Source organism: Streptomyces rishiriensis (assembly GCF_030815485.1).
Taxonomy (GTDB): Bacteria; Actinomycetota; Actinomycetes; order Streptomycetales; family Streptomycetaceae; genus Streptomyces; species Streptomyces rishiriensis_A.
The window spans coordinates 79280-100856 of record NZ_JAUSWV010000003.1 but is presented as its reverse complement, the minus strand read 5'-3'; the positions used below and the strand labels follow the sequence as shown (position 1 = coordinate 100856).

The following is a 21577-nucleotide window of genomic DNA, read 5'->3' as shown; positions in this document are numbered from 1 at the left end:
TTGGACGGCCGGGCCCGACGGTCGCGGCCGACGCCGCGCACCACCGGCGATCAGCGACCGAAGCGAGCGAAGGAGTACTTGTGCGCATCGCGGTGACAGGATCCATAGCCACCGACCATCTGATGGTTTTCCCCGGACGGTTCGCGGACCAGCTGCTGCCCGACCAGCTCGCCCATGTCTCGCTGTCCTTCCTCGTCGACCGCCTGGAGGTGCGCCGCGGCGGCGTCGCCGCCAACATCGCCTTCGGCCTCGGCGGCTTCGGACTGTCACCGCTCCTGGTCGGGGCGGTCGGCCCGGACTTCGCCGAGTACGAGGTGTGGCTGAAGGAACACGGCGTCGACACCGCGGCAGTGCGGGTCTGCCCCGACCGGCAGACCGCCCGCTTCCTGTGCATCACCGACGAGGACGCCAACCAGATCGCCGCGTTCTACGCCGGCGCGATGACCACGGCGCACGACATCGACCTGCACCCCCTGCTCACCGGCCCCGAACGGCCGGGCCTGGTCCTCGTCTCGCCCAACGATCCGGCGGCGATGCTGCGCCACACCGCCCAGTGCCGGGCCCTGGGCGTCCCCTTCGCCGCCGACCCCTCGCAGCAGCTGGCCCGCCTGGACGGCGACCAGGTCCGTGCCCTGGTGGACGGCGCCACCTGGCTGTTCACCAACGAGTACGAGGCCGCACTGCTCAAGGAGCGCACCGGCTTCACCCATGACGAGGTCCTCGCGGCCGCCGGCACCTGGGTGACCACCCTGGGCGAGAAGGGCGTACGGGTCGAACGCGCCGGACAGCCCCCGCTCGTCGTCCCCGCGGTCCCCGGCGCCCACACCAGCGACCCCACCGGCGTCGGCGACGCCTTCCGCGCCGGCTTCCTGGCCGCCGTCAGCCACGGCGCGCCGCTGGAGCCCGCGGCCCGGCTGGGAAACGCGCTGGCCGCCGTGGTCCTCGGCGCGGTCGGCTCACAGTCCTACGAGGTCGACCCGGCGCAGCTGTCCGCCCTCGTCGAGCGAACCTACGGCCCCCAGGCGAGCGGCCCGCTCGCATCCGTCCTCGGAGAACAGTCATGAGCGCTGAGCACAAGGCCCGCATCACCGCGCTCCGCGAGGCGCTCGCCACCCGTGTGGTGGTGGCCGACGGCGCGATGGGCACCATGCTCCAGGCCCAGGAGCCCACCCTGGAGGACTTCGAGCAGCTCGAGGGCTGCAACGAGATCCTCAACGTCACCCGCCCCGACATCGTGGCCTCGGTGCACCGCGCCTACTTCGACGCGGGCGTCGACTGCGTCGAGACGAACACCTTCGGCGCCAACCACGCCGCCCTCGGCGAGTACGACATCGCCGGACGCGTCCACGAACTGTCCCAGGCCGGCGCCCGCGTGGCCCGCGAGAGCGCCGACGCCTTCACCGCACGCGACGGCCGCACCCGCTGGGTGCTGGGCTCGATCGGCCCCGGCACCAAGCTGCCCACCCTGGGCCACGCCCCCTACACCGTCCTGCGCGACGCCTACCAGCAAAACGCCGAGGGCCTGGTCGCGGGCGGCGCCGACGCGCTGCTCGTGGAGACCACCCAGGACCTGCTGCAGACCAAGGCCTCCGTCCTCGGCGCCCGCCGCGCCCTGCAGGCGCTGGGCCTGGACGTGCCGCTCATCGTGTCCGTGACGGTGGAGACGACCGGCACCATGCTGCTCGGCTCCGAGATCGGCGCCGCGCTGACCGCGCTGGAACCCCTCGGCATCGACATGATCGGCCTGAACTGCGCGACCGGCCCCGCCGAGATGAGCGAGCACCTGCGCCACCTGGCCCGCCACTCCCGCATCCCGCTGTCCTGCATGCCCAACGCGGGCCTGCCGGTCCTGGGCACGAACGGCGCCCACTACCCGCTGAGCGCCTCCGAACTGGCCGACGCCCAGGAGAACTTCGTCCGCGAGTACGGCCTGTCGCTGGTCGGCGGCTGCTGCGGCACCACACCGGAGCATCTGCGCCAGGTCGCCGACCGGGTGCGCGCCATGACCCCGCCACCACGCGACCCGCGCCCCGAGCCCGGCGCCGCCTCGCTCTACCAGAGCGTCCCGTTCCGTCAGGACACCGCGTACCTGGCGATCGGTGAGCGGACGAACGCCAACGGTTCGAGGAAGTTCCGTGAGGCGATGCTGGAGGGCCGCTGGGACGACTGTGTGGAGATGGCCCGCGAGCAGATCCGTGAGGGCGCGCACATGCTCGACCTGTGCGTGGACTACGTGGGCCGTGACGGTGTCGCGGACATGGACGAGCTGGCGGGGCGTTTCGCGACCGCGTCGACGCTGCCGATCGTGCTGGACTCCACGGAGATCGACGTCCTGCGGGCGGGTCTGGAGCGGCTGGGCGGGCGGGCGGTCATCAACTCGGTGAACTACGAGGACGGTGACGGCCCCGAATCGCGCTTCGTGAAGGTGACGGAGCTGGCCCGCGAGCACGGGGCGGCGCTGATCGCGCTGACCATCGACGAGGAGGGCCAGGCCCGCACGGTCGAGACGAAGGTGGCCATCGCCGAGCGGCTCATCGAGGATCTGACCGGCAACTGGGGCATCCAGGAGTGCGACATCCTCATCGACACCCTGACCTTCACCATCTGCACCGGTCAGGAGGAGTCGCGGGGCGACGGTGTCGCCACGATCGAGGCGATCCGTGAACTCAAGCGCCGCCGCCCCGACGTGCAGACGACGCTGGGTCTGTCGAACATCTCCTTCGGTCTGAACCCGGCCGCGCGGGTGCTGCTGAACTCGGTCTTCCTCGACGAGTGCGTGAAGGCGGGTCTGGACTCGGCGATCGTGCACGCGTCGAAGATTCTGCCCATCGCCCGGTTCAGTGAGGAGGAGGTGGCCACCGCCCTCGATCTGATCTACGACCGCCGTGCCGAGGGCTACGACCCGCTGCAGAAGCTGATGGCGCTGTTCGAGGGGGCCACCACCAAGTCGCTGAAGGCGGGCAGGGCCGGGGAACTGGCCGCGCTGCCGCTGGACGAGCGCCTCAAGCGCCGGATCATCGACGGTGAGAAGAACGGCCTGGAGGCCGATCTCGACGAGGCCCTGCGGAGCCGGCCCGCTCTGGACATCGTCAACGAGACGCTCCTGGACGGCATGAAGGTGGTCGGTGAGCTGTTCGGTTCCGGGCAGATGCAGCTGCCGTTCGTGCTGCAGTCCGCCGAGGTGATGAAGACCGCGGTGGCTCATCTCGAGCCGCACATGGAGAAGACCGACGACGAGGGCAAGGGCACCATCGTGCTGGCGACCGTGCGCGGCGACGTCCACGACATCGGCAAGAACCTCGTCGACATCATCCTGTCCAACAACGGCTACACCGTCGTCAACCTCGGCATCAAACAGCCCGTCTCCGCGATCCTGGAAGCCGCGCAGGAGCACCGCGCCGACGTCATCGGCATGTCCGGCCTGCTGGTCAAATCCACGGTGATCATGAAGGAGAACCTGGAGGAGCTCAACCAGCGCAAGATGGCCGCCGACTACCCCGTCATCCTCGGCGGCGCCGCCCTCACCCGCGCCTACGTCGAGCAGGACCTGCACGAGATCTACCAGGGCGAGGTCCGCTACGCCCGCGACGCCTTCGAGGGCCTGCGCCTGATGGACGCCCTCATCGCCGTCAAACGGCAGGTACCCGGCGCGAAACTGCCCGAGCTGAAGCAGCGCCGGGTCAGGACCACCGCCAGTGCCCCCGTCATCCCCCAGGAGCGCCCCGAAGAAGGACGCTCCGACGTCGCCACCGACAACCCTGTGCCCACCCCGCCGTTCTGGGGCACCCGCGTCATCAAGGGCATCCCGCTCAGGGACTACGCCTCCTGGCTCGACGAGAACGCCCTGTTCAAGGGCCAGTGGGGCCTGAAGCAGACCCGCGCCGGCGGCGGCCCGACCTACGAGGAACTCCTCGAGACCGAGGGCCGGCCCCGCCTGCGCGGCTGGCTCGACCGGCTCCAGACCGACAACCTCCTCGAGGCGGCCGTCGTGCACGGCTACTTCCGTGCCGTCTCCAAGGGCGACGACCTGATCCTGCTGGACGACAACGGCTCCGAACTGACCCGCTTCTCCTTCCCCCGCCAGCGCCGCGGCCGCCGCCTGTGCCTGGCCGACTTCTTCCGCCCCCAGGAGTCGGGGGAGAGCGACGTCGTCGCCCTCCAGGTCGTCACCGTCGGCTCCCGCATCGGCGAGGAGACCGCGAAGCTCTTCGAGGCCGACGCCTACCGCGACTACCTCGAACTGCACGGCCTGTCCGTGCAATTGGCCGAGGCCCTCGCCGAGTACTGGCACGCACGCGTGCGCGCCGAACTCGGTATCGCCTCGGCCGACCCCACCTCACTGGACGCCATGTTCCGCACCGAGTACCAGGGCTGCCGCTACTCCCTGGGCTACCCGGCCTGCCCCGACCTGGAGGACCGCGCCAAGATCGCCGGCCTGCTGCGGCCCGAGCGCATCGGCGTCCACCTGTCCGAGGAGTTCCAGCTGCACCCCGAACAGTCCACGGACGCCATCGTCGTGCACCACCCCGAGGCCAGCTACTTCAACGCCGGAGGCCGCACATGACCACCCTGCGCGACACCCTCGGCCGGGCAGGCCCGTCGTTCTCCTTCGAGTTCTTCCCGCCCAAGACGGCCAAGGGCGAACGGACGCTGTGGGAGGCGATCCGCCGGATCGAACCCCTCGCGCCCACCTTCGTCTCGGTCACCTACGGCGCCGGCGGCTCCTCCCGGGACCGCACCGTCGAGGTGACCAAACGGATCGCCGCCCAGACGACCCTGCGCCCCGTCGCCCACCTGACCGCGGTCGGCCACTCGGTGGCGGAACTGCGCCACATCATCGGCCAGTACGCCGACGCCGGCGTGCGCGACGTCCTCGCCCTGCGCGGCGACCCGCCCGGCGACCCGAACGGCCCCTGGACAGCGCACCCCGACGGCTTCACCCACGCCCATGAACTGGTCGCCCTGGTCAAGGAGTCGGGGGACTTCAGCGTCGGCGTGGCGGCCTTCCCGGAGCGCCATCCGCGCTCATCGGACTGGGACAGCGAGATCCGCCACTTCGTCGCCAAGTGCAGGGCGGGCGCCGACTACGCCATCACCCAGATGTTCTTCCGCGTCGAGGACTATCTGCGGCTGCGCGACCGGGTGACCGCCGCGGGCTGCGACACCCCGATCATCCCGGAGATCATGCCGGCCACCGACGTACGCCAGATCGCCCGCTTCGCCGAACTCAGCGGCGCCGCCTTCCCCGAGGACCTGGCCCACCGCCTGGACGCCGTGCGCGACGACCCCGCCGACGGCCACCGCATCGGCGTCGAGCACGCCACCGCGATGGCCCAGCGGCTCCTCGCCGAAGGCGCCCCCGGACTGCACTACATCACCCTGAACCGCTCGACGGCGACGCTCGAAATCCACCGCAACGTAACGAACTCAAGGAGTACCCGGCATGTCCTCGCAGCCCAGCACTGACTTCACGGACTTCAAGGTCGCCGATCTCTCCCTGGCCGCGTTCGGCCGCAAGGAGATCACCCTGGCCGAGCACGAGATGCCCGGCCTGATGGCGATCCGCAAGGAGTACGCCGAGACGCAGCCGCTGGCCGGCGCCCGCATCACGGGCTCGCTGCACATGACGGTGCAGACCGCCGTCCTGATCGAGACCCTGGTCGCCCTCGGCGCCGAGGTCCGCTGGGTGTCCTGCAACATCTTCTCCACCCAGGACCACGCGGCCGCCGCCGTCGCCGTCGGCCCCCACGGCACCCCCGAGGACCCGCAGGGCGTCCCGGTCTTCGCCTGGAAGGGCGAGACCCTCCAGGAGTACTGGTGGTGCACCGAGCAGGCGCTGACCTGGCCCGGGCACGCCGGCCCGAACATGATCCTCGACGACGGCGGCGACGCCACCCTGCTGGTCCACAAGGGCGTCGAGTACGAGAAGGCCGGCAAGGTCCCCTCCGTCGACACCGCCGACAACGACGAGCACCGCGTCGTCCTCGAGCTCCTCAACCGCACCATCACCGAGGGCTCGCAGAAGTGGACGCAGCTCGCCTCGGAGATCCGCGGCGTGACCGAGGAGACCACGACCGGTGTCCACCGCCTGTACGAGATGCAGCGCGAGGGCGCCCTGCTGTTCCCGGCGATCAACGTCAACGACGCCGTCACCAAGTCCAAGTTCGACAACAAGTACGGCTGCCGCCACTCCCTGATCGACGGCATCAACCGCGCCACCGACGTCCTCATCGGCGGCAAGACCGCCGTCGTCTTCGGCTACGGCGATGTCGGCAAGGGGAGCGCGGAGTCGCTGCGCGGCCAGGGCGCCCGGGTGATCATCACCGAGATCGACCCGATCTGCGCGCTGCAGGCGGCGATGGACGGCTACCAGGTCACCACGCTCGACGAGGTCGTCGAGACGGCCGACATCTTCATCACCACCACCGGCAACAAGGACATCATCATGGCCGCCGACATGGCCCGGATGAAGCACCAGGCCATCGTCGGGAACATCGGCCACTTCGACAACGAGATCGACATGGCCGGCCTCGCCCGCATCCCCGGCATCGTCAAGGACGAGGTCAAGCCGCAGGTCCACACCTGGACCTTCGCGGACGGCAAGGTCCTCATCGTGCTGTCCGAGGGCCGCCTGCTCAACCTGGGCAACGCCACCGGCCACCCCTCCTTCGTGATGTCCAACTCCTTCGCCGACCAGACCCTGGCCCAGATCGAGCTGTTCACCAAGCCCGAGCAGTACCCGACCGGCGTCCACACCCTGCCCAAGCACCTCGACGAGAAGGTCGCCCGCCTCCACCTGGACGCACTCGGCGTCAAACTCACCACGCTGCGCCCCGACCAGGCCGCCTACATCGGCGTCGACGCCGCAGGCCCCTACAAGCCGGACCACTACCGCTACTGAGCCGACCGACCCAAGGAGGACCAGGTGCACGACCTTTCGAAGGAGGACCACAGGCAGCCCCAGGACGCCCCGGCCCCGCCGCTCCGGCTCGCCGGCATCGACGAGGACGACATGGGGGAGTCCCATCTCGTACGCGGTATCGACTGACCCCCGCCACCACACCGAGGCGCGCTGCACGCATCCGCTGCAGCGCGCCTCGTCGTCCTGCCCGCCCACCGCCGCGCCCGCCCACCGCCGCACCCGCGCCCTGCCGCGCCCGCGGTACGGCGCCGCCCGCACCGGAACAGGGCGCCCGGGGGCCGAAAAACAGCATCGCCGTGCGCCACGCCTCCTCGATCGGTCCACGAGTGAACCTTGCCAGTCTCTGTAGCAACGACGAGTGGAGGTGCGGAGGTGCAGACATGATTCTTCGGATACTGCGTGGCGCTCTGCGGCTGATCAACGGCCTGCTGCGGGCCGTGGGGCGGGCGCTGGCGTGCCTGGGAGCCCTCTATGTGGGGCCCGAGGCGGTGCAGGGCATGGACCCGTCCCGTTTCGCCGCACGCCCCAAGAGCCGCCTGGTGCGCTACGCCCGGGCACGGTTCATGGAACTGCCGCCGGGGGCCGGCGGGCCACCGCCCGCCCACCCCGAGCGGCTGCGGGAAGACATCCCGCTGTCCGAACAGGAGATGCTGCTCGCCCACGAACTGTGGCCGGCCTACGACCGCGTCCGTGACGGCAGCTGACCCCGCCCGGGGCCTGTCCGGCGGATCAGGGTGCGGACCCCGCGTCCGCGCCCCGCTCCGCCGGGCAGGCCCTCGGTGTTCGGCGCACGGCAGGCGCCGGCGGGCCTGCGCGCCGGCCCCCGCCGTCCGGGACACGGCCGGCCCGGCGGGGCCCGGCCAGCCGCGTCCGTAAGGGAGTTGGTGACCGCTGCGGGGCCCGCAGCCGCCGGCCGGACAGCCGCCGGCCGGACAGCCGCCGGCCGGACAGCCGCCGGCCGGACAGCCGCCGGCGCGCAGAGCACCGGCGTGCGGCCGCCTGACGGCGACCCGGGCGTGCCCCGCAGCGGTCACGACCCGGGCGTGCCCCCGCCGCCCCCGCAGCCCTGTGCCGGGACGACAGGTGCGCCTGCGCCCCGCACTGCGCAGCCCTGTGCCGGGATACGGGAGTGCGGGGTGCGGGGTGCGGGGTGTGGGGTGTGGTCACCAGCTGCCGGCGGGGCGGGGCTCGGACGGTGGTGACGACCTCGTCGATGTCCAGGCGGGGCAGCCGCGGGCGCCAGGCGCCGGGGCCGGGCCGGCCGATGGTGCCGGCCATCAGCGCGGTGAACCCCTCGGCCCGGGCCGGGGCTGAGGGGTTCGAGGGGGTCAGTGGTGCCGGGGCGGGCGGGCGCGGCACGGGGTGGTCCCGGCACGTTCGCGGGCGGTCCTCACCACTGGACCAGCGCGAAACTCGCGGCCATGCCGCCGCCGAATCCGGCCATCAGGATCAGCTCGCCCGGGCGGAAGGCGCCCTCGCGGACGGCCGCGTCCAAGGTGATCGGGATGGAGGCGGCCCCGGTGTTGCCGTAGTGCGTCACCGTCTTGTGCATGGTGGCGCGGGGCAGGGACAGGTCCGCGAAGACCTCGTCGAGCATGATGCCGTTGGCCTGGTGCGGGATGAAGTGGCTGATGTCCTCCGCTCCGACGCCGGCCTCGTGGAGGAATCCCTTGACCAGCTGCGGCAGTTCCTCCACCACGAAGCGGCGCACCTCGCGCCCGTCCATCGCGAAGTACTGCAGCCCGGCGTCGAGGGCGCCCTGGTCGGCGGGCAGCCGGCTGCCGCCCGCGGGCACCTGGATCAGGTCCGCGAGCGCGCCGAACGTGTGCAGGGCGACATGGCGCACCAGCGGGCCCCGGTCGGCCGGGCCCAGGACCATCGCGCCGGCGCCGTCGCCGAACAGGATGACCGTCTTGCGGTCGGCCGGGTTCAGGATGCGCGAGTACACGTCGGCGCCGATGACCAGCGCACAGCCGCCCCGCCGCAGGATGACGCTGCCGACCGCGGAGAGCGCGAACACGGTGCCCGAACACACCGCGTTGACGTCGAACGCCGCGGTGCCGGACGCGCCGAGATTGCGCTGGACGTAGGCGGCCGTCGGCGGCTGGGGCCGGTCCGGGGTGGACGTGGCGACCGCGATCACCGACAGCTGCTCGGCCGTGATGCCGGCCGATTCCATCGCGGCCCGCGCCGCGGCCGTGGCCAGGTCCGACGTGGCCTGCTCCGGGGCGGCCCAGCGCCGCTCGCGGATCGCGGTCTTGCGGGTGATCCATGCGTCGTCGACCCCGGCCGGCGCACCGACCTCGTCGTTGGAGACGATCCGGTCCGGCACACAGGCACCCGTACCGAGGATCCTGACGTCCTTCATGGGGCTGCCCGTACCGAGGATCGTCACGTCTTGCATGCGGCTGCCCTCCCCTCAGGTGGTGTTGGAAAACGGTGCGAACAGGGCGCCGGGCAGGCGGGGCGGCCCCGGTGAAGGCCGCCCCGTCTGCCTGTGCGCGCCCGGGCGGCGCGCTAGCGCCGCTGGTAGAGGCGCTTGTGGCCGCTGATCCCGGCCAGCCGGAACGGCCCCGTCGTCTGCTCGGGGGTGGCGTGGTCGCCGCCGTCGGCGGGGAACTTGAACTCGTGCAGTGCGCGGTAGCCGGCGTAGTCGACCGGTGTGCGCCGGCTGATCGCCTCCTGGTTCTCCTCGGTCCGCAGGTGCTCGCGGTAGCCGGCGACCACGGTCCCGGCGAAGAACTCCGCGACGCTGCCGGAGCCGTAGCTGAGGAAGGCGACGGGCCGGCCGCTCAGGTCGTCCGCCTGGTCCAGCAGCGCGGCCAGGCCCAGGTACACCGACGCGGTGTAGCTGTTGCCGATCACGGTGTTGTAGGCGGTGGTCTGCCCCAGATCGCGGGCGATGACGTCCTTGTCGGTGTCGTAGCCGCAGTAGTTCAGCAGGTGACGGTGGGCCTTGTAGGCCATCTTCGTGAACGGCTGGTGGTAGCAGAACGCGGCGAACTCCTCGAGCGAGCGGCCGCCCTGCTCCGTGTAGTCCTTCCAGGTGCCCTCCGCCGCCTGCAGGTAGGCGCCGATGGACTCCTGCCCGTCGACCAGGGCCGCATCGCGGTAGTTCGGCCGCCAGAAGTCCATGACGTCGGCGGTGAACAGGCCGGAGGGGTCCTCGATGCGCACCAGGGCGGGGTCGACCGAGACCAGCATGGCCACCGCGGCCGCGCCCTGGGTGGCCTCACCGGGGCTGTCCAGCTCGTATTTGGAGACGTCGCTGGCGATCACCAGGACCTGCTGGGCGGGGTCGCGCTGCACCAGGCCGATGGCGAACTGCAGGGCCGCCGTCGCCCCGTAGCAGGCCTGCTTCAGTTCGACGACGCGGGTCGCCGACTGCAGCCCGAGCAGCGAATGGACGTACACCCCGGCGGCCTTCGCCTGGTCGATCGAGGACTCGGTGGCGAAGACGACCGTGCGGATGCGGTCCTTGCCGTGCCGGGCGATGATCGGTGCGGCCGCCGCCGCACCCATCGTCACGATGTCCTCGTCAGCGGCGGGAACACTCATCGACTCCTGGCCGATGCCCACGTGGTACTTGCCGATGTCGGTGCCGTTGTAGGCGGCGAGCGCCGTGTGCGGCAGGACGAACTCGGCCGTCGCGATCGACAGATCGTGGATTCCGATGGATATGGACATACCTCATACACCAACCTTCGCGGTCGTGTTGTCGCGTTCCAACTGGACGTGCGCGCGCATGAGTTCACCCGGATTGGTCTGCGCCGCGAGCAGCGAGAGCTCACCGCACAGCACCGTGGCCGCCGCCAGGACGGCGAGCCGGCGGGCGTTGGCGCCGGGCTCGCGGTCGGCCTTGCAGCCCAGCCGGGTCAGGTTCGTCTCCACGAACCCCAGGCCCTTGCCGTTGCCCACGGTGCCCACGATCAGGTTCGGCAGGGTGCAGGAGAAGTAGAGGTCGCCGTCGCGGTCCTCGGCCATGACGACGCCCTGCGAGCCCTCGACGATGTTGGCCGCGTCCTGGCCGGTCGCCAGGTAGAACGCGAGCAGCATGTTCGCGTAGTGGGCGTTCGCCGAGCGGACACCGCCGGCGAGCAGGGTCCCGAGCAGGTTCTTGCGGATGTTCAGCTCGACGATCTTCGCGGCCGTCGTGTGCAGGACCCCGGCCACCACCTCACGCGGCACCAGCAGCTCGGTGACCACGTTCTTGCCGCGGCCCAGGATGCCGTTGATGGCGGTGGCCTTCTTGTCCGTGCAGTAGTTCGCCGAGATCGATCCGTAGGAGATGCCCTCGACGCTCTGCAGCAGGTGCCCCAGCAGCGCGTCGGAGGCCAGGGTGGCCATGTTGTGCCCGGAGGCGTCACCGGTGGAGAACTCGAACCGGATGAACAGCAGGTTGGCCGTGATCTCGTGCCGGACGCCGATCAGCTGGGCGAACCGGCTGCAGCCGCGCACCACTTCGCGCAGCTCGTCGATGCGGGCCTCGATGGTCCGCGCGGCCGTGAGCGCGGTCTGCGCGTCGGTCGCCTCGACGAGGACCGAGCGGGTCATCCGCTCGTCGACGAGGGTGGCGACGATCCCCTTCTCGGCCAGCCGGGAGACCTTCGCGCCGCGCCCCACGGAGGGCCACAGCGGCGACTCGTAGGTGGCGAGCGGTACCTGGATCTCGGTGTCGGCGACGTTCCCCGAGATGCGCAGGGGGCCCACCCACCTCATCGGGATGCCGGCGATCGCGTGGGCATCAGTCATCGTGTGCTTCCCGTCATCTCGTGGAGGGCGTCGATGGAGCTGGAACGCTGGGCGAGGCGCCGCGTGTCGACGCCCCGGTCGCTGCAGAAGGACCTCAGATCGCCGTGGATCAGCAGATCGCAGCGTGCGAGGTCGGCCGGTGTGCGGGCGCCGAGCATGGTCTGCAGGGCCGCCAGCTGCTCGAGCCACGCCGCGAGCCGCGCGATCAGCGCCGGCACGCCGCCGTCGAGCAGCACGCGCAGGAACCCGCCGGACGATCCGACGGCGCCGGCGCCCAGGGCGAGGGCGCGCGCGACGTCGAGCGGGTTGCGGACACCGCCCGAGGCCAGCAGGGGCAGGCCGCTGTCCTGCGCGTCCAGCAGGCAGGCGGCGGTGGACTGCCCCCAGTCGTGCAGGTAGGCGTAGTCGGCGAGTTCACGCCGGCCGTTCTCGATCCGGGCGAAGTCCGTGCCGCCCCGGCCGCTGACGTCGGCCGCCGCGACGCCCAGGTTCACCAGCGCCAGGATCGTCTGACGGCTCAGCCCGTTGCCGACCTCCTTGACGATGACGGGGACGTCGACGGCCGCCGCGATCCGCTCGATCTGCGCCGCCCAGGACCCGAAGGAGCGGTCCCCCTCCGGCATGGGCGTCTCCTGCGCCGTGTTGAGGTGGATCTGCAGGGCGTCGGCCCGGATCAGGTCGATGGCGCGCCGCGCGTTGTCCGTCGACGCCGTCGCGTTGACGTTCGCCATGACGAACCCGTCCGGGTTCTCCTCGCGCAGCACCCGGAAGGTGTCCGCGCACGAGGGGTCCTTGAAGTAGGCGTGCATGGAGCCCGAGGCGATGGCCACCCCGCTCTCCCGGGCGGCGATGGCCAGGTCCCGGTTGATGGCACCGGTCTTGACGCTGCCGCCGGTCATCGCGTTGATGTAGAGCGGCGCCCGCCAGGTGATGCCGGCGAACGTCGTGGCCAAGGACACGTCCGGCCGGTCGATGCCGGCCAGGGCATGGTGGACGAAGGACACCTCGTCGAACTGGTTGCGTCCGCTGTGCGTGTGCTGCTGCTCCAGGGCGAGCCGGACGTGGTCGTCCTTGCGCTGAGCGCTGGTCATTCCTCGTTCCTTTCCATGGCGGGACGAACCGGCAGGGGCAGCACCCCGGCCGCGGCCCACCGTTGCCGTAACAGCGACAGATCGTGCGCGGCCTCGGCGTCCAGCAGGGCGATGCCGCAGTCGCCTCCCCCCGCCCCCGAGGGCTTGGCCGCGCCGCCGGCGTTCTCCGCGGCGGCGCACAGTGCCCTCAGCTGGGGCGTGAAGATGCCCAGGCCGACTTCGTCGTCGAGACGGGCCAGCTCCTGCCGGGCGCGCCGGATCTGGCGCAGCAGGCCGGGGCCGTCGCCGGTCTCGAGCGCGTCGACCGAGGCCCGGACGACGTCGTGTGTGCGGTCCACGAACGCGCGGTGCGAGGCGCTGCCCCGCCAGGCCCGCCGGTGCAGACCGGACACCAGGGAGGTGGTGGAGGCCGGGCTGCCCGTCCAGCCGACCTCCAGCCGCAGCCCGCTGGGCGGCGGCAGCCGGCGCACCGAGAACCCCGGCCAGCAGGCGGCGAGCGCCGCCTCGACGCCCCGGCTGCGCGCCAGGGCGAGCACCTCGCCGCGGTCGGGCGCCCGGTAGGCGATCCAGCCGCCGAAGGCGGCGGCGGCGAGATCACCGCCGGAGCCCGTGGGATCGACGCGGGCGCCGGCGAGCAGCGCGAGACGCAACCGCGCCTCACGGGAGAGCTCGAGCCCGCAGTACGACGCCACGGCGGCGACCGTCGCCACCGTCACCGCGCCGCTGGAGCCCAGGCCGTACTTGCGGCCCGCCTCGTGCAGCGTGCTGGTGACCGACACGCTCAGCGCGGGCACCGCCAGGCCGCGTTCGGCCAGCAGCTCGCCCACGGTCTCGATCGCGGCCACCACATGGGCCGCCTCCTCGCCGCCTGTGCTCAGCCGGCCGTCCCGCCACTGCCTGCGCACCGGCTGCGCGAACAGGTCGGAGGAGATCACGACACCGGCGAAGTCCGTGTGGGACACGGTGACGGTGATGTACCGGTCGACCGCCACCAGGATCGCCGTGTTGCCGGGGTCCACCACCGCGTACTCGCCCGCGACGAACAGCTTGCCCGGCGCGCGCCGCACGACCGTGCCCCGGGAGGTCATCGCCCGTCCTCGCTCAGCAGACGGGCGCCCGGGCCCGGCCCGGCGATGTGCACCGCGCGGCCCGGGACGGCACTGCGCACGGCCGCGGCCACCCGCTGCGCGTCCGCGCGCCGGCACAGCACCTTCACGTTCGGCCCGGCGTCCATGGTCGCGTAGGCCGCCGTGCCCTCGCGCCGCAGCTGCAGCACGCTGTCCAGCACGGTGAGCGAGGCCGGCGACATGTACCGCACCGCGGGACGCGCCGCCAGCATCGTGGCGTGCATGCCGAGCGCGTTGCGTTCCGCGATCTCTCCCACCGCCTCCAGGTCGCCGCGGCCCAGCGCCGCCCGCATGTCGGCCAGGTCGGCCCCGCTGGAGTGCGCCCACGGCTCGTACAGCGGCGAGGTGCCGACGGTGCGGCGCATCGCCTCACGGCTGGAGACCGCCTTGGGGCCCGCGTCGACGACCGCGATGACCAGCGCCGGATCGAGCGGCGCGGCGTGCACCGGTTCGGCGTACGAACTCAGATCCGCCTGCTCGGCCGTGCCGGCGCTCACACCGGCGTGCCAGACGGCGAAATCGCCGAACAGCGACCGCGAGGCCGACCCGGATCCGCGCCGGGCCAGCCGCGACAGCGCGGTGGCGTCCAGCGCCAGCCCGTACGCGGCGGCGGCGGCGACGGCCAGCGCCGCGAATCCGCTGGCCGAGGACGCCAGACCCGCCCCGGTGGGGACGGTGTTGACGGTGTCGACGACGGCCCGGTGGCCCAGTGCGGCCCGCTCCCGCACGAGGTCCAGGAACGCCGCGATCCGCCGGCGGGCCTCTCCCGTCGCGGGTGCGCCGTTGAAGGTGAGCGTGTCGTGCTCCGCCCCGGGGGCGAGCCGCACCCGGGTGGTCGTCGGGAAGATGTCCAGGGTCATCGACAGGCTGTCGGTGCGGGGCAGGAACAGCCGCTCGTCGCGCTTGCCCCAGTACTTCACCAGCGCGATGTTGGGATGCGCGACGGCGGTGGCGGTCCCCGCCCCGCTGCCGCGGCCCGCGGGCACCGGCACGGTCCGCTGTTCAGAGCGCATGATCGGCGAGCCTCCTCAGCGGCACGACCCACGTCTGCACGGCGCCGGCCTCGTGCAGCTGCCCGGCGACCTGCCGCGCCCGCTCCGGCTGGGTGAGGGCCAGCACGCAGCCGCCCAGACCACCACCGGTGATCTTCGCGCCGAGGCTGCCCGCCCCCAGCGCGGCCTCGACCATCGTGTCGATCCTGCTCGTGCTCAGCCCGGCCGCGGCCAGCAGCCGGTGATAGTCGCTCATCCGCTCGCCCAGCGCGCCCGGGTCGCCCTCGGCGAGGGCCTGCTGGGCCTCGCCGACGAGCTGCGCGGCACGGCGCAGGAACCGCCCCTGCGCCGCGGCCTCCCGCCCGAACCCCTCCCGCAGCAGCTCCACGGCTTCCCTGGTGCTGCCGGCGGTGCCGCTGTCGGCGATGATGAACAAGCCCTCGCAGCCGACGCTCAGTTCCTGCGACCGGCCCTCGTGGAACAGCAGCGGCGCCGACGCGCCGACGGTCACCGCGTCGACGCCGCTGGCCCGGCCGTGCGTCACGTTCTCCGCCGTCTGCACCAGGTCGAACGCCGTCTGCTCGCTCAGGTCGCGGCCGAAGAGGTCGGCCAGCGCCAGGACGATCGCCCGCGAGTTCGCCGCACTGGAGCCCAGCCCCCGCCCGGGCGGGATGGCGCCGTCGAGAATCACGTCCAGGTGCGGCCGCCCCGGCACGCCCATCCGCGCCCTGAAGGCCGCCGCCAGCCGCCGCAGACCGTCGGAGGCCTGGGTCACCACCGCCCGGGAGGCGGAACCGGTCATGGTGAAGGACAAGTCGCCCTGGGCGTCACCGGCGCCCGAAGACCAACCCGCGCTGGCCGTGACCGTCAGCTGCGGAATCGGCAGAGCGAGCGCAGGGGTCCCGTAGACGACCGCGTGCTCGCCCAGCAAAATGGCCTTGGCGTGGGCGCGGCCGATGCCGACCGAGCGAACCCGGTGGTCTTTGGAGACCCCCTCCACTGAGGTCGGTAGCGTCAACGCACTCAGCTCCCCTTGTCGTTTCTGCATAGAGATCGCATCGTCCAGATCGATTGGAAGAAATGAGACCGGGCGCCGGGCCGGCTCCGATGTGCTGCATGCCGTGCGGGGCCGGGACCGGCGCCCCGCCCCGAGCGGGCAACCCGCCGGCTGCCGCGGTCCGGCGCCGACAACGGCGCGGCGCGCGCTGCGGGAAAGGTCACCGGCCCGCGTGCCGGCCGGGTGGGGGACCGGACCGGCGCTGCAGGGCGATCTCCGTGAGCTCGTCGATGTCGAACTCCGAGCGGCAGTTCGGCGCGCCGTAGCGGGTGATCTTCCCGCGGCTCACCCACTTGCGGATGGTCGCCTCGGACACCCCGGCGGCGAGCGCGGCCACATTCGTGGGAACAAGCCTGTGGCGTGGCGGTTTCATCATGCGTCGACACCCTTTCGCTGCCGCTCCATGAGCTGCCTCAGGCGCAGCCATTCGTGCGTTTCCCATGAATGCCCGGCGGAGCACTCAATGCTTCTGCTCCCCGTGTTCTGACTGTTCTTCAAAGAGGCGCTGATCGTCCCCGCGCAGTCGTCCATGACACACGTGCGGATCAGTGTGTGAAGGCTCCCGGGCTCGGGGTCTATCGTGCTGCGCATTTCACCGACGAGACTTTCGATCTCGTCCGCGAAATCGGCAGCCGGGGGCTGGGACACGATCCACTCCAGGTGCCGTCCCAGAAACTCGGCCAGCCGGGGAACCGAACGGGCCGGAAAGACGGCGCCGAGCTCCTCCACGACGATTTCCGACCAGGACTCGAGCGTGGCAAGGATGTGGTAACGGGCGTCGAGAACCGCGATGTTCAGGTGATCTCGCCTGCGGCTTCCCGACACCCTGGTGGGATTGCTGCGCCGGGACGCCGGCGCCACCTGGTGCAAAGACTCCTGGTGGAGGCCGGGAAGCGCCCGCAGATTGCGTGCCGTCTGGCTGACGCAGGCGGCACAAAGGACGGACCCGCCGGCCGCGCGGCTCTCTCGGGCGTGCTGTCTGGGGCACGGGTCGGTCGTCATCGAATCTCCTCCATGAGGCGGCTCGCCCTCCGCAACCGTCATGAACCGCATGGGAGTTCCCCATGACTGCCGGTGATTTCGGAGCGTGAAAATTTTGCACGCGTCATCGACCGCTGCCATGGAGGGAACTCCGCGTTCCCTTTCCATATCCCGGCCCTGTCGGCGTGGCTCCCGGCCCCGGGGAAGGTCCGGTACTGCTTTTCGACGAACGTACCGACCGTTGCTGGAGTCCCGATACAGCCCCGTTCGGGGCCCGCCGGAGATGACCGCCCGCCCCGCCCGGACACGCCGGCCCCTTTCCCGCCCCCGCTTCTCGAGCCGGGTTCCATCCAGGTCCAAGCACTGATTGAGCGCCTGCACCGAACGTGGCGGAGGAAGGAGGCACTTGTGGACGGTACGCATGGAGGCGAACGCGCAGTAAGCGCCGTACGCACCGCAGGGCCGCCCGTGACGGCGGCCGTTCGATATGTTCTGGACGACCCGATCGCACGCAGCTCCGCGGACATCGGGGAATCCGCCGCGTCCCACGGCGGCGAAGCGTCGACGCACTTGGAGGTGTGCCTCGTCGGCGCAGGACCGCGGGGCCTGTCCGTACTGGAACGGCTCAGCGCACAGGAACGGAAGTCGCCCCGCTGGGACACCGTCACCGTGCACGTCGTCGACCCCGACCCGCCGGGCTCGGGACGGGTATGGCGCCCCACACAGTCCCGGCACCTGCTGATGAACACCGTGTCCTGCCAGGTCACGGTCTACACCGACGCCAGCGTCCGCATCGACGGACCGCTGGACGAGGGCCCCAGCCTGTACCAGTGGGCCAAAGCCCTCGTCTCGCACACCCTCGAGGCCGCCCCGCACGCCGGCTACGACGACCAGATCCTCGCCGAAGCACGCCGCCTGGGCCCCGACACCTACCCCACCCGCGCCCTGTACGGCTCCTATCTCACCTGGGCCTTCCAGCGGGTCGTCGCAGGCGCCGCCGCCCACGTCACGGTACGCACGCACCCCCTGCGCGCCGTCGCCCTCGAAGACGACGGCGCCCCGGCCGGGCAGCCCGCACCGCAGACCGTCGTCCTGGAGGACGGCACCCGCCTGACCGGCCTGTCCGCGGTCGTCCTGGCCCAGGGCCACGTACCGGCACAGCCCACACGAACCGAACGGGAACTGGCCCGGTACGCCGAACACCACCAGCTCACCTACCTGCCCCCCGCCAACCCGGCCGACGTGGACCTGTCGGGCATCCGGCCCGGCGAGCACGTACTGCTGCGCGGACTGGGACTCAACTTCTTCGACTACCTGGCCCTGTTCACCCACGGCAGGGGCGGCGTCTTCACCCGCGTCGACGGCCGGCTGCGCTACCGGCCCTCGGGCCGCGAACCGCGCCTGTACGCCGGCTCGCGCCGCGGCGTGCCCTACCAGGCGCGCGGCGAGAACGAGAAGGGCCCCCACGGCCGCTACCACCCCCGCCTCCTGACGGCCGGGTACATCGCCGGCCTGCGCGCCCGCACACCCCGCCGCGGCGCCATCGACTTCGCCGCCGACCTGTGGCCGCTGATCTCCAAGGAGGTGTGCGGCGTCTACTACGCGGCCCTGCTCACGGCCCGCGGCGAACTCCCCGGCCTCGTCGAGGGGTTCGTCGAGGCCTACCTGGAAGCCGAACCGGGCGCGGCCGAGGACGAACTCCTCGACGCCGGCGGCATCACCCCCGCCGAGCGCTGGGACTGGCAGCGCGTCGCACGCCCCTACGGCGACCGCGTCTTCGCCGACCAGGCCGCCTTCCGCGGCTGGCTGCGCGCCCACCTCGACGACGACGTCCGCCTGGCCCGCCAGGGCAACGTCAGCGGACCGGTCAAGGCCGCCCTCGACGTCCTGCGCGACCTGCGCAACGAGCTGCGGCTCGCCGTCGACCACGCCGGCCTGACCGCCGCCTCCCACCGCAACGACCTCGACGGCTGGTACACCCCGCTCAACGCCTACCTGTCCATCGGCCCCCCCGCCTCCCGCATCGAGGAGATGGCCGCGCTCATCGACGCGGGCATCCTCGACGTCACCGGCCCCGGACTGCAGGTCGGCGCCGACCCGCACGACCCGCTCGGCCCCTGCTTCACCGCCACCTCCAGCGAGATAGCGGACGTGCGGGTGCGGGCCACCGTCCTCATCGAGGCCCGCCTGCCCGAGATCGACCTGCGGCGCACCGCCGACCCGCTGATGAGCCGGCTGCTGCGCACCGGAGGATGCCGTCCGTACCGCATTCCCGGCGACGACGGCAGCGGCGGCCCGCACTACGAGACCGGCGGCCTCGCCGTGTCCGAACGGCCCTACCACCTGATCGACGGCCAGGGCGTACCGCATCCGCGGCGCTTCGCCTACGGGGTGCCCACCGAGTCCGTGCACTGGGTGACCGCCGCCGGCATCCGGCCCGGCGTCGGCTCGGTCACCCTCGAGGACTCCGACGCCATCGCGGCGGCGGTCCTCGCCCTGCCCGGCCTTCCCACCGCCGTGACGCAGCGGGACACCGTCAGCCAGAAGGCACGCATATGACTACCGCGCACGCGTTCTCGCAGGCCGAAACGGTGTCCGCCCACCTGGACGCGGGGCTGCTCTCCCCGGTCCGGGCGGGCACCCCCGTCGAGGCCGCCGTCGGCGACAGCGCCTGGCTGCAGGCCATGCTCGACGCGGAGGCGGCCCTGGCCCGCGCCCAGGCCCGCTGCGGCACGGTCCCCGCCCAGGCGGCCGCCGCCATCACCGCCGCCGCCCGCGCGGACCTGCTCGACCTGCGCGAACTGGCCCTGGCCGCCCGGGAGACCGCGAACCCGGTCGTGGGCCTGGTCAAGGCGCTGACCGCGGTGGTCGCGCAACGCTGCCCGCAGGCCGCCGAGTACGTACACCGCGGCTCGACCAGCCAGGACGTCTTCGACACCGGCGCCATGCTGGTGGCCCAGCGCGCCCTGCGCCTGATCACCGCCGATCTGCGCACCGTCGCCCAGGCGCTGGCCGCCCTCGCGGCCGCACACCGCGACACCGTGATGGCGGGCCGCACCCTCGCCCTGCACGCCGTGCCCACCACCTTCGGACTCAAGGCGGCCGGATGGCGGCAACTGGTCCTGGACGCCGCCGAACGCCTCGAACGGGTCGCCGGCACGCTCCCGGTCGCGCTCGGCGGCGCGGCCGGAACCCTGGCCGGCTACCTGCAGTACGCCGGCCACGACGCGGACCCCGCGGCCCTGCCCGGCGAACTCGGCGCCGCGTTCGCCGACGAGACGGGCCTGAGCGCCCCCGTACTGCCCTGGCACGCCCTGCGCACCCCCGTCGCCGACCTGGGAGCCGCCCTCGCCCACACCACCGGCGCCCTCGGCAAGATCGCCGCGGACGTACTGGTGCTCACCCGGACCGAGATCGGCGAGGTCGCCGAAGGCGCCGTCGCCGGACGGGGCGCCTCGTCGGCGATGCCGCACAAACGCAACCCCGTGCTCGCCACCCTGATCCGCTCCGCCGCCCTGCAGGTGCCCGCCCTGGCCACCGTACTGATGCAGTGTCTGCCCACCGAGGACGAACGCTCGGCCGGCATGTGGCACGCGGAGTGGCAGCCGCTGCGCGAGGCCCTGCGGCTCACCGGCGGCGCCGCGCACACGGCGGCCGAACTCACCCGCGGACTCACCGTCCACCCCCAGCGCATGCGCGCCAACCTCAAGGCGACCGGCGGACAGCTCCTCACCGAACGGGTCTCGGCCGTCCTGGCGCCCCGCATCGGCAAGACGGCCGCCAGGGAACTGCTGACCCAGGCCTCACTGCTGGCCTCCCGCACCGGTCTGCCCCTGGCCGACGTACTGGGCCAGACCCCCCAACTGGCAGGCGTGCTCAGCCCGGAGGAGGTGGCCACACTGCTCGACCCGGCCGGCTACACGGGCGCCGCCGGCCCGCTGGTGGACCGAGCCCTCACCGAAACCGGCCCCCCACACCCCCCGGCACCCTGACGGCCCCCCACACCCCCCGGCACCTTGCCGGCCCCCCACACCCCCCGGCACCTTGGCGGACCCCGGCGGCCCCGGCACCTTGGCGGACCCCGACGGCCTGACGGGTCCCCACGGCCTCGGCGGCCTGACGGGCATGCCGGGTGCGCAGGCCGGCCGGCGTCGCCCGCACCCGCCCGGGTTGCATCCGGGCGGGCCGCGGAGCGCCGACCGGCACGGGCCGGGTACGCCGTCCCGGCCGGGCGTACGTCGTTCCGTGCGGCATCCGCCGTCCCGATCGTGCGTACGCCGCCGTCCCGGCCGGGCACGCCCTTCCGGCCCGGCAGCCGCCATCCCTTACGGGCACGTGCCGTTCCCACCAGACATCCGCCGGCCGGGCGCCGCCGCTCGCGGGGGTTCTCCCGGCCGGGGGAGAGCCGGCCGCGGCGTGGTCGAAGGGGCCCTGCGCCGGTCATGTGCCGGACGCTGCCGGGGCCGGGTTCGCGCCGTGCCGTCCCCGGTGGCGTCCGTGACGTCTCCCGCTTTGGGCCGGGCGCATCGGTCCCGGCGCGGGGAGGCGCCGGGGACGGGTGGCAGCCGCCCTTCCGGCCGCGCAAGACGGCCGCGCAAGACGGCCGCGCAAGACGGCCCGGTCTGGACGGGGGGACGGCGTCTGCCGCCCAGGTC

General features: G+C 72.5%; 17 protein-coding genes. 8 read left to right on the top strand and 9 right to left on the bottom strand.

The features are described from left to right. Positions 1 to 80: 80 nt before the first annotated feature. From QF030_RS40290 to QF030_RS40265, 6 genes are all read left to right on the top strand, one after another. Positions 81 to 1064: a carbohydrate kinase family protein gene (locus tag QF030_RS40290; protein ID WP_307167946.1), complete on the top strand. Its 984-nt coding sequence runs from the start codon at positions 81 to 83 to the stop codon at positions 1062 to 1064. Further along, the gene (gene metH / locus QF030_RS40285) at positions 1061 to 4564 is read left to right on the top strand and encodes a methionine synthase (RefSeq protein ID WP_307167945.1); all 3504 of its coding nucleotides are present in this window, start codon (positions 1061 to 1063) and stop codon (positions 4562 to 4564) included. Before QF030_RS40290 ends, metH begins: the two co-directional genes overlap by 4 nt. Further along, positions 4561 to 5466 carry a methylenetetrahydrofolate reductase [NAD(P)H] gene (gene metF, locus QF030_RS40280; RefSeq protein WP_307167944.1) on the top strand — a complete coding sequence of 302 codons (906 nt, stop codon included), beginning with the start codon at positions 4561 to 4563 and terminating at the stop codon, positions 5464 to 5466. Before metH ends, metF begins: the two co-directional genes overlap by 4 nt. Beyond that, on the top strand, positions 5444 to 6901 hold the full coding sequence (ahcY, locus tag QF030_RS40275) for an adenosylhomocysteinase (protein WP_307167943.1): 1458 nt from the start codon (positions 5444 to 5446) through the stop codon (positions 6899 to 6901). Before metF ends, ahcY begins: the two co-directional genes overlap by 23 nt. 24 nt (positions 6902 to 6925) lie before the next feature. Next, on the top strand, positions 6926 to 7048 hold the full coding sequence (locus QF030_RS40270; protein WP_307167942.1) for a hypothetical protein: 123 nt from the start codon (positions 6926 to 6928) through the stop codon (positions 7046 to 7048). Between the two features lie 254 nt (positions 7049 to 7302). Further along, positions 7303 to 7626: a DUF6059 family protein gene (locus QF030_RS40265; RefSeq protein WP_307167940.1), complete on the top strand. Its 324-nt coding sequence runs from the start codon at positions 7303 to 7305 to the stop codon at positions 7624 to 7626. A gap of 686 nt (positions 7627 to 8312) precedes the next feature. On the opposite strand, the gene QF030_RS40260 is transcribed toward QF030_RS40265, so the two are convergent. From QF030_RS40260 to QF030_RS40220, 9 genes are all read right to left on the bottom strand, one after another. Then, the gene (locus QF030_RS40260; RefSeq protein ID WP_307167966.1) at positions 8313 to 9290 is read right to left on the bottom strand and encodes a 3-oxoacyl-ACP synthase III family protein; all 978 of its coding nucleotides are present in this window, start codon (positions 9288 to 9290) and stop codon (positions 8313 to 8315) included. A 149-nt stretch (positions 9291 to 9439) separates the two neighbouring features. Then, positions 9440 to 10609, bottom strand: a complete 1170-nt coding sequence (locus tag QF030_RS40255; RefSeq protein WP_307167939.1) for a hydroxymethylglutaryl-CoA synthase — start codon at positions 10607 to 10609, stop codon at positions 9440 to 9442. Positions 10610 to 10612: 3 nt separating this feature from the next. Beyond that, positions 10613 to 11674: a hydroxymethylglutaryl-CoA reductase gene (locus tag QF030_RS40250; protein WP_307167938.1), complete on the bottom strand. Its 1062-nt coding sequence runs from the start codon at positions 11672 to 11674 to the stop codon at positions 10613 to 10615. Next, complete coding sequence (gene fni, locus QF030_RS40245) at positions 11671 to 12765, bottom strand: type 2 isopentenyl-diphosphate Delta-isomerase (RefSeq protein WP_307167937.1); 1095 nt, start codon at positions 12763 to 12765, stop codon at positions 11671 to 11673. Before fni ends, QF030_RS40250 begins: the two co-directional genes overlap by 4 nt. Beyond that, a complete protein-coding gene (locus QF030_RS40240; protein ID WP_307167936.1) occupies positions 12762 to 13853 on the bottom strand; it encodes a phosphomevalonate kinase in 1092 nt (363 codons plus the stop codon). Before QF030_RS40240 ends, fni begins: the two co-directional genes overlap by 4 nt. Continuing rightward, positions 13850 to 14905 (bottom strand): diphosphomevalonate decarboxylase, encoded by a 1056-nt coding sequence (gene mvaD / locus QF030_RS40235; protein WP_307167935.1) that lies wholly within the window; start codon positions 14903 to 14905, stop codon positions 13850 to 13852. Before mvaD ends, QF030_RS40240 begins: the two co-directional genes overlap by 4 nt. Continuing rightward, a complete protein-coding gene (gene mvk / locus QF030_RS40230) occupies positions 14895 to 15902 on the bottom strand; it encodes a mevalonate kinase (RefSeq protein ID WP_307167934.1) in 1008 nt (335 codons plus the stop codon). Before mvk ends, mvaD begins: the two co-directional genes overlap by 11 nt. Before the next feature lie 199 nt (positions 15903 to 16101). Next, positions 16102 to 16317 carry a hypothetical protein gene (locus QF030_RS40225; RefSeq protein WP_307167933.1) on the bottom strand — a complete coding sequence of 72 codons (216 nt, stop codon included), beginning with the start codon at positions 16315 to 16317 and terminating at the stop codon, positions 16102 to 16104. Beyond that, positions 16314 to 16943, bottom strand: a complete 630-nt coding sequence (locus QF030_RS40220) for a hypothetical protein (RefSeq protein ID WP_307167932.1) — start codon at positions 16941 to 16943, stop codon at positions 16314 to 16316. The genes QF030_RS40225 and QF030_RS40220 overlap by 4 nt, the downstream gene beginning before the upstream one ends. 504 nt (positions 16944 to 17447) lie before the next feature. On the opposite strand from QF030_RS40220, the gene QF030_RS40215 reads away from it, so the two are divergent. Next, positions 17448 to 19481 (top strand): FAD/NAD(P)-binding protein, encoded by a 2034-nt coding sequence (locus tag QF030_RS40215; RefSeq protein WP_307167965.1) that lies wholly within the window; start codon positions 17448 to 17450, stop codon positions 19479 to 19481. Beyond that, positions 19478 to 20914, top strand: coding sequence for a 3-carboxy-cis,cis-muconate cycloisomerase (pcaB, locus tag QF030_RS40210; protein WP_307167931.1), 1437 nt, complete (start codon positions 19478 to 19480; stop codon positions 20912 to 20914). Before QF030_RS40215 ends, pcaB begins: the two co-directional genes overlap by 4 nt. The last annotated feature ends 663 nt before the right edge of the window (positions 20915 to 21577 follow it).

What these genes read in the sequence shown, in the direction of transcription:
- pcaB (WP_307167931.1), top strand. Translation starts at nt 19,478, where the DNA reads ATGACTACCGCGCACGCGTTCTCGCAGGCCGAAACGGTGTCCGCCCAC.
- QF030_RS40225 (WP_307167933.1), bottom strand. Translation starts at nt 16,317, where the DNA reads ATGATGAAACCGCCACGCCACAGGCTTGTTCCCACGAATGTGGCCGCG.
- metF (WP_307167944.1), top strand. Translation starts at nt 4,561, where the DNA reads ATGACCACCCTGCGCGACACCCTCGGCCGGGCAGGCCCGTCGTTCTCC.
- fni (WP_307167937.1), bottom strand. Translation starts at nt 12,765, where the DNA reads ATGACCAGCGCTCAGCGCAAGGACGACCACGTCCGGCTCGCCCTGGAG.
- QF030_RS40255 (WP_307167939.1), bottom strand. Translation starts at nt 10,609, where the DNA reads ATGTCCATATCCATCGGAATCCACGATCTGTCGATCGCGACGGCCGAG.
- ahcY (WP_307167943.1), top strand. Translation starts at nt 5,444, where the DNA reads ATGTCCTCGCAGCCCAGCACTGACTTCACGGACTTCAAGGTCGCCGAT.
- QF030_RS40260 (WP_307167966.1), bottom strand. Translation starts at nt 9,290, where the DNA reads ATGAAGGACGTCAGGATCCTCGGTACGGGTGCCTGTGTGCCGGACCGG.
- QF030_RS40250 (WP_307167938.1), bottom strand. Translation starts at nt 11,674, where the DNA reads ATGACTGATGCCCACGCGATCGCCGGCATCCCGATGAGGTGGGTGGGC.
- mvaD (WP_307167935.1), bottom strand. Translation starts at nt 14,905, where the DNA reads ATGCGCTCTGAACAGCGGACCGTGCCGGTGCCCGCGGGCCGCGGCAGC.
- QF030_RS40220 (WP_307167932.1), bottom strand. Translation starts at nt 16,943, where the DNA reads ATGACGACCGACCCGTGCCCCAGACAGCACGCCCGAGAGAGCCGCGCG.
- QF030_RS40240 (WP_307167936.1), bottom strand. Translation starts at nt 13,853, where the DNA reads ATGACCTCCCGGGGCACGGTCGTGCGGCGCGCGCCGGGCAAGCTGTTC.
- metH (WP_307167945.1), top strand. Translation starts at nt 1,061, where the DNA reads ATGAGCGCTGAGCACAAGGCCCGCATCACCGCGCTCCGCGAGGCGCTC.
- QF030_RS40265 (WP_307167940.1), top strand. Translation starts at nt 7,303, where the DNA reads ATGATTCTTCGGATACTGCGTGGCGCTCTGCGGCTGATCAACGGCCTG.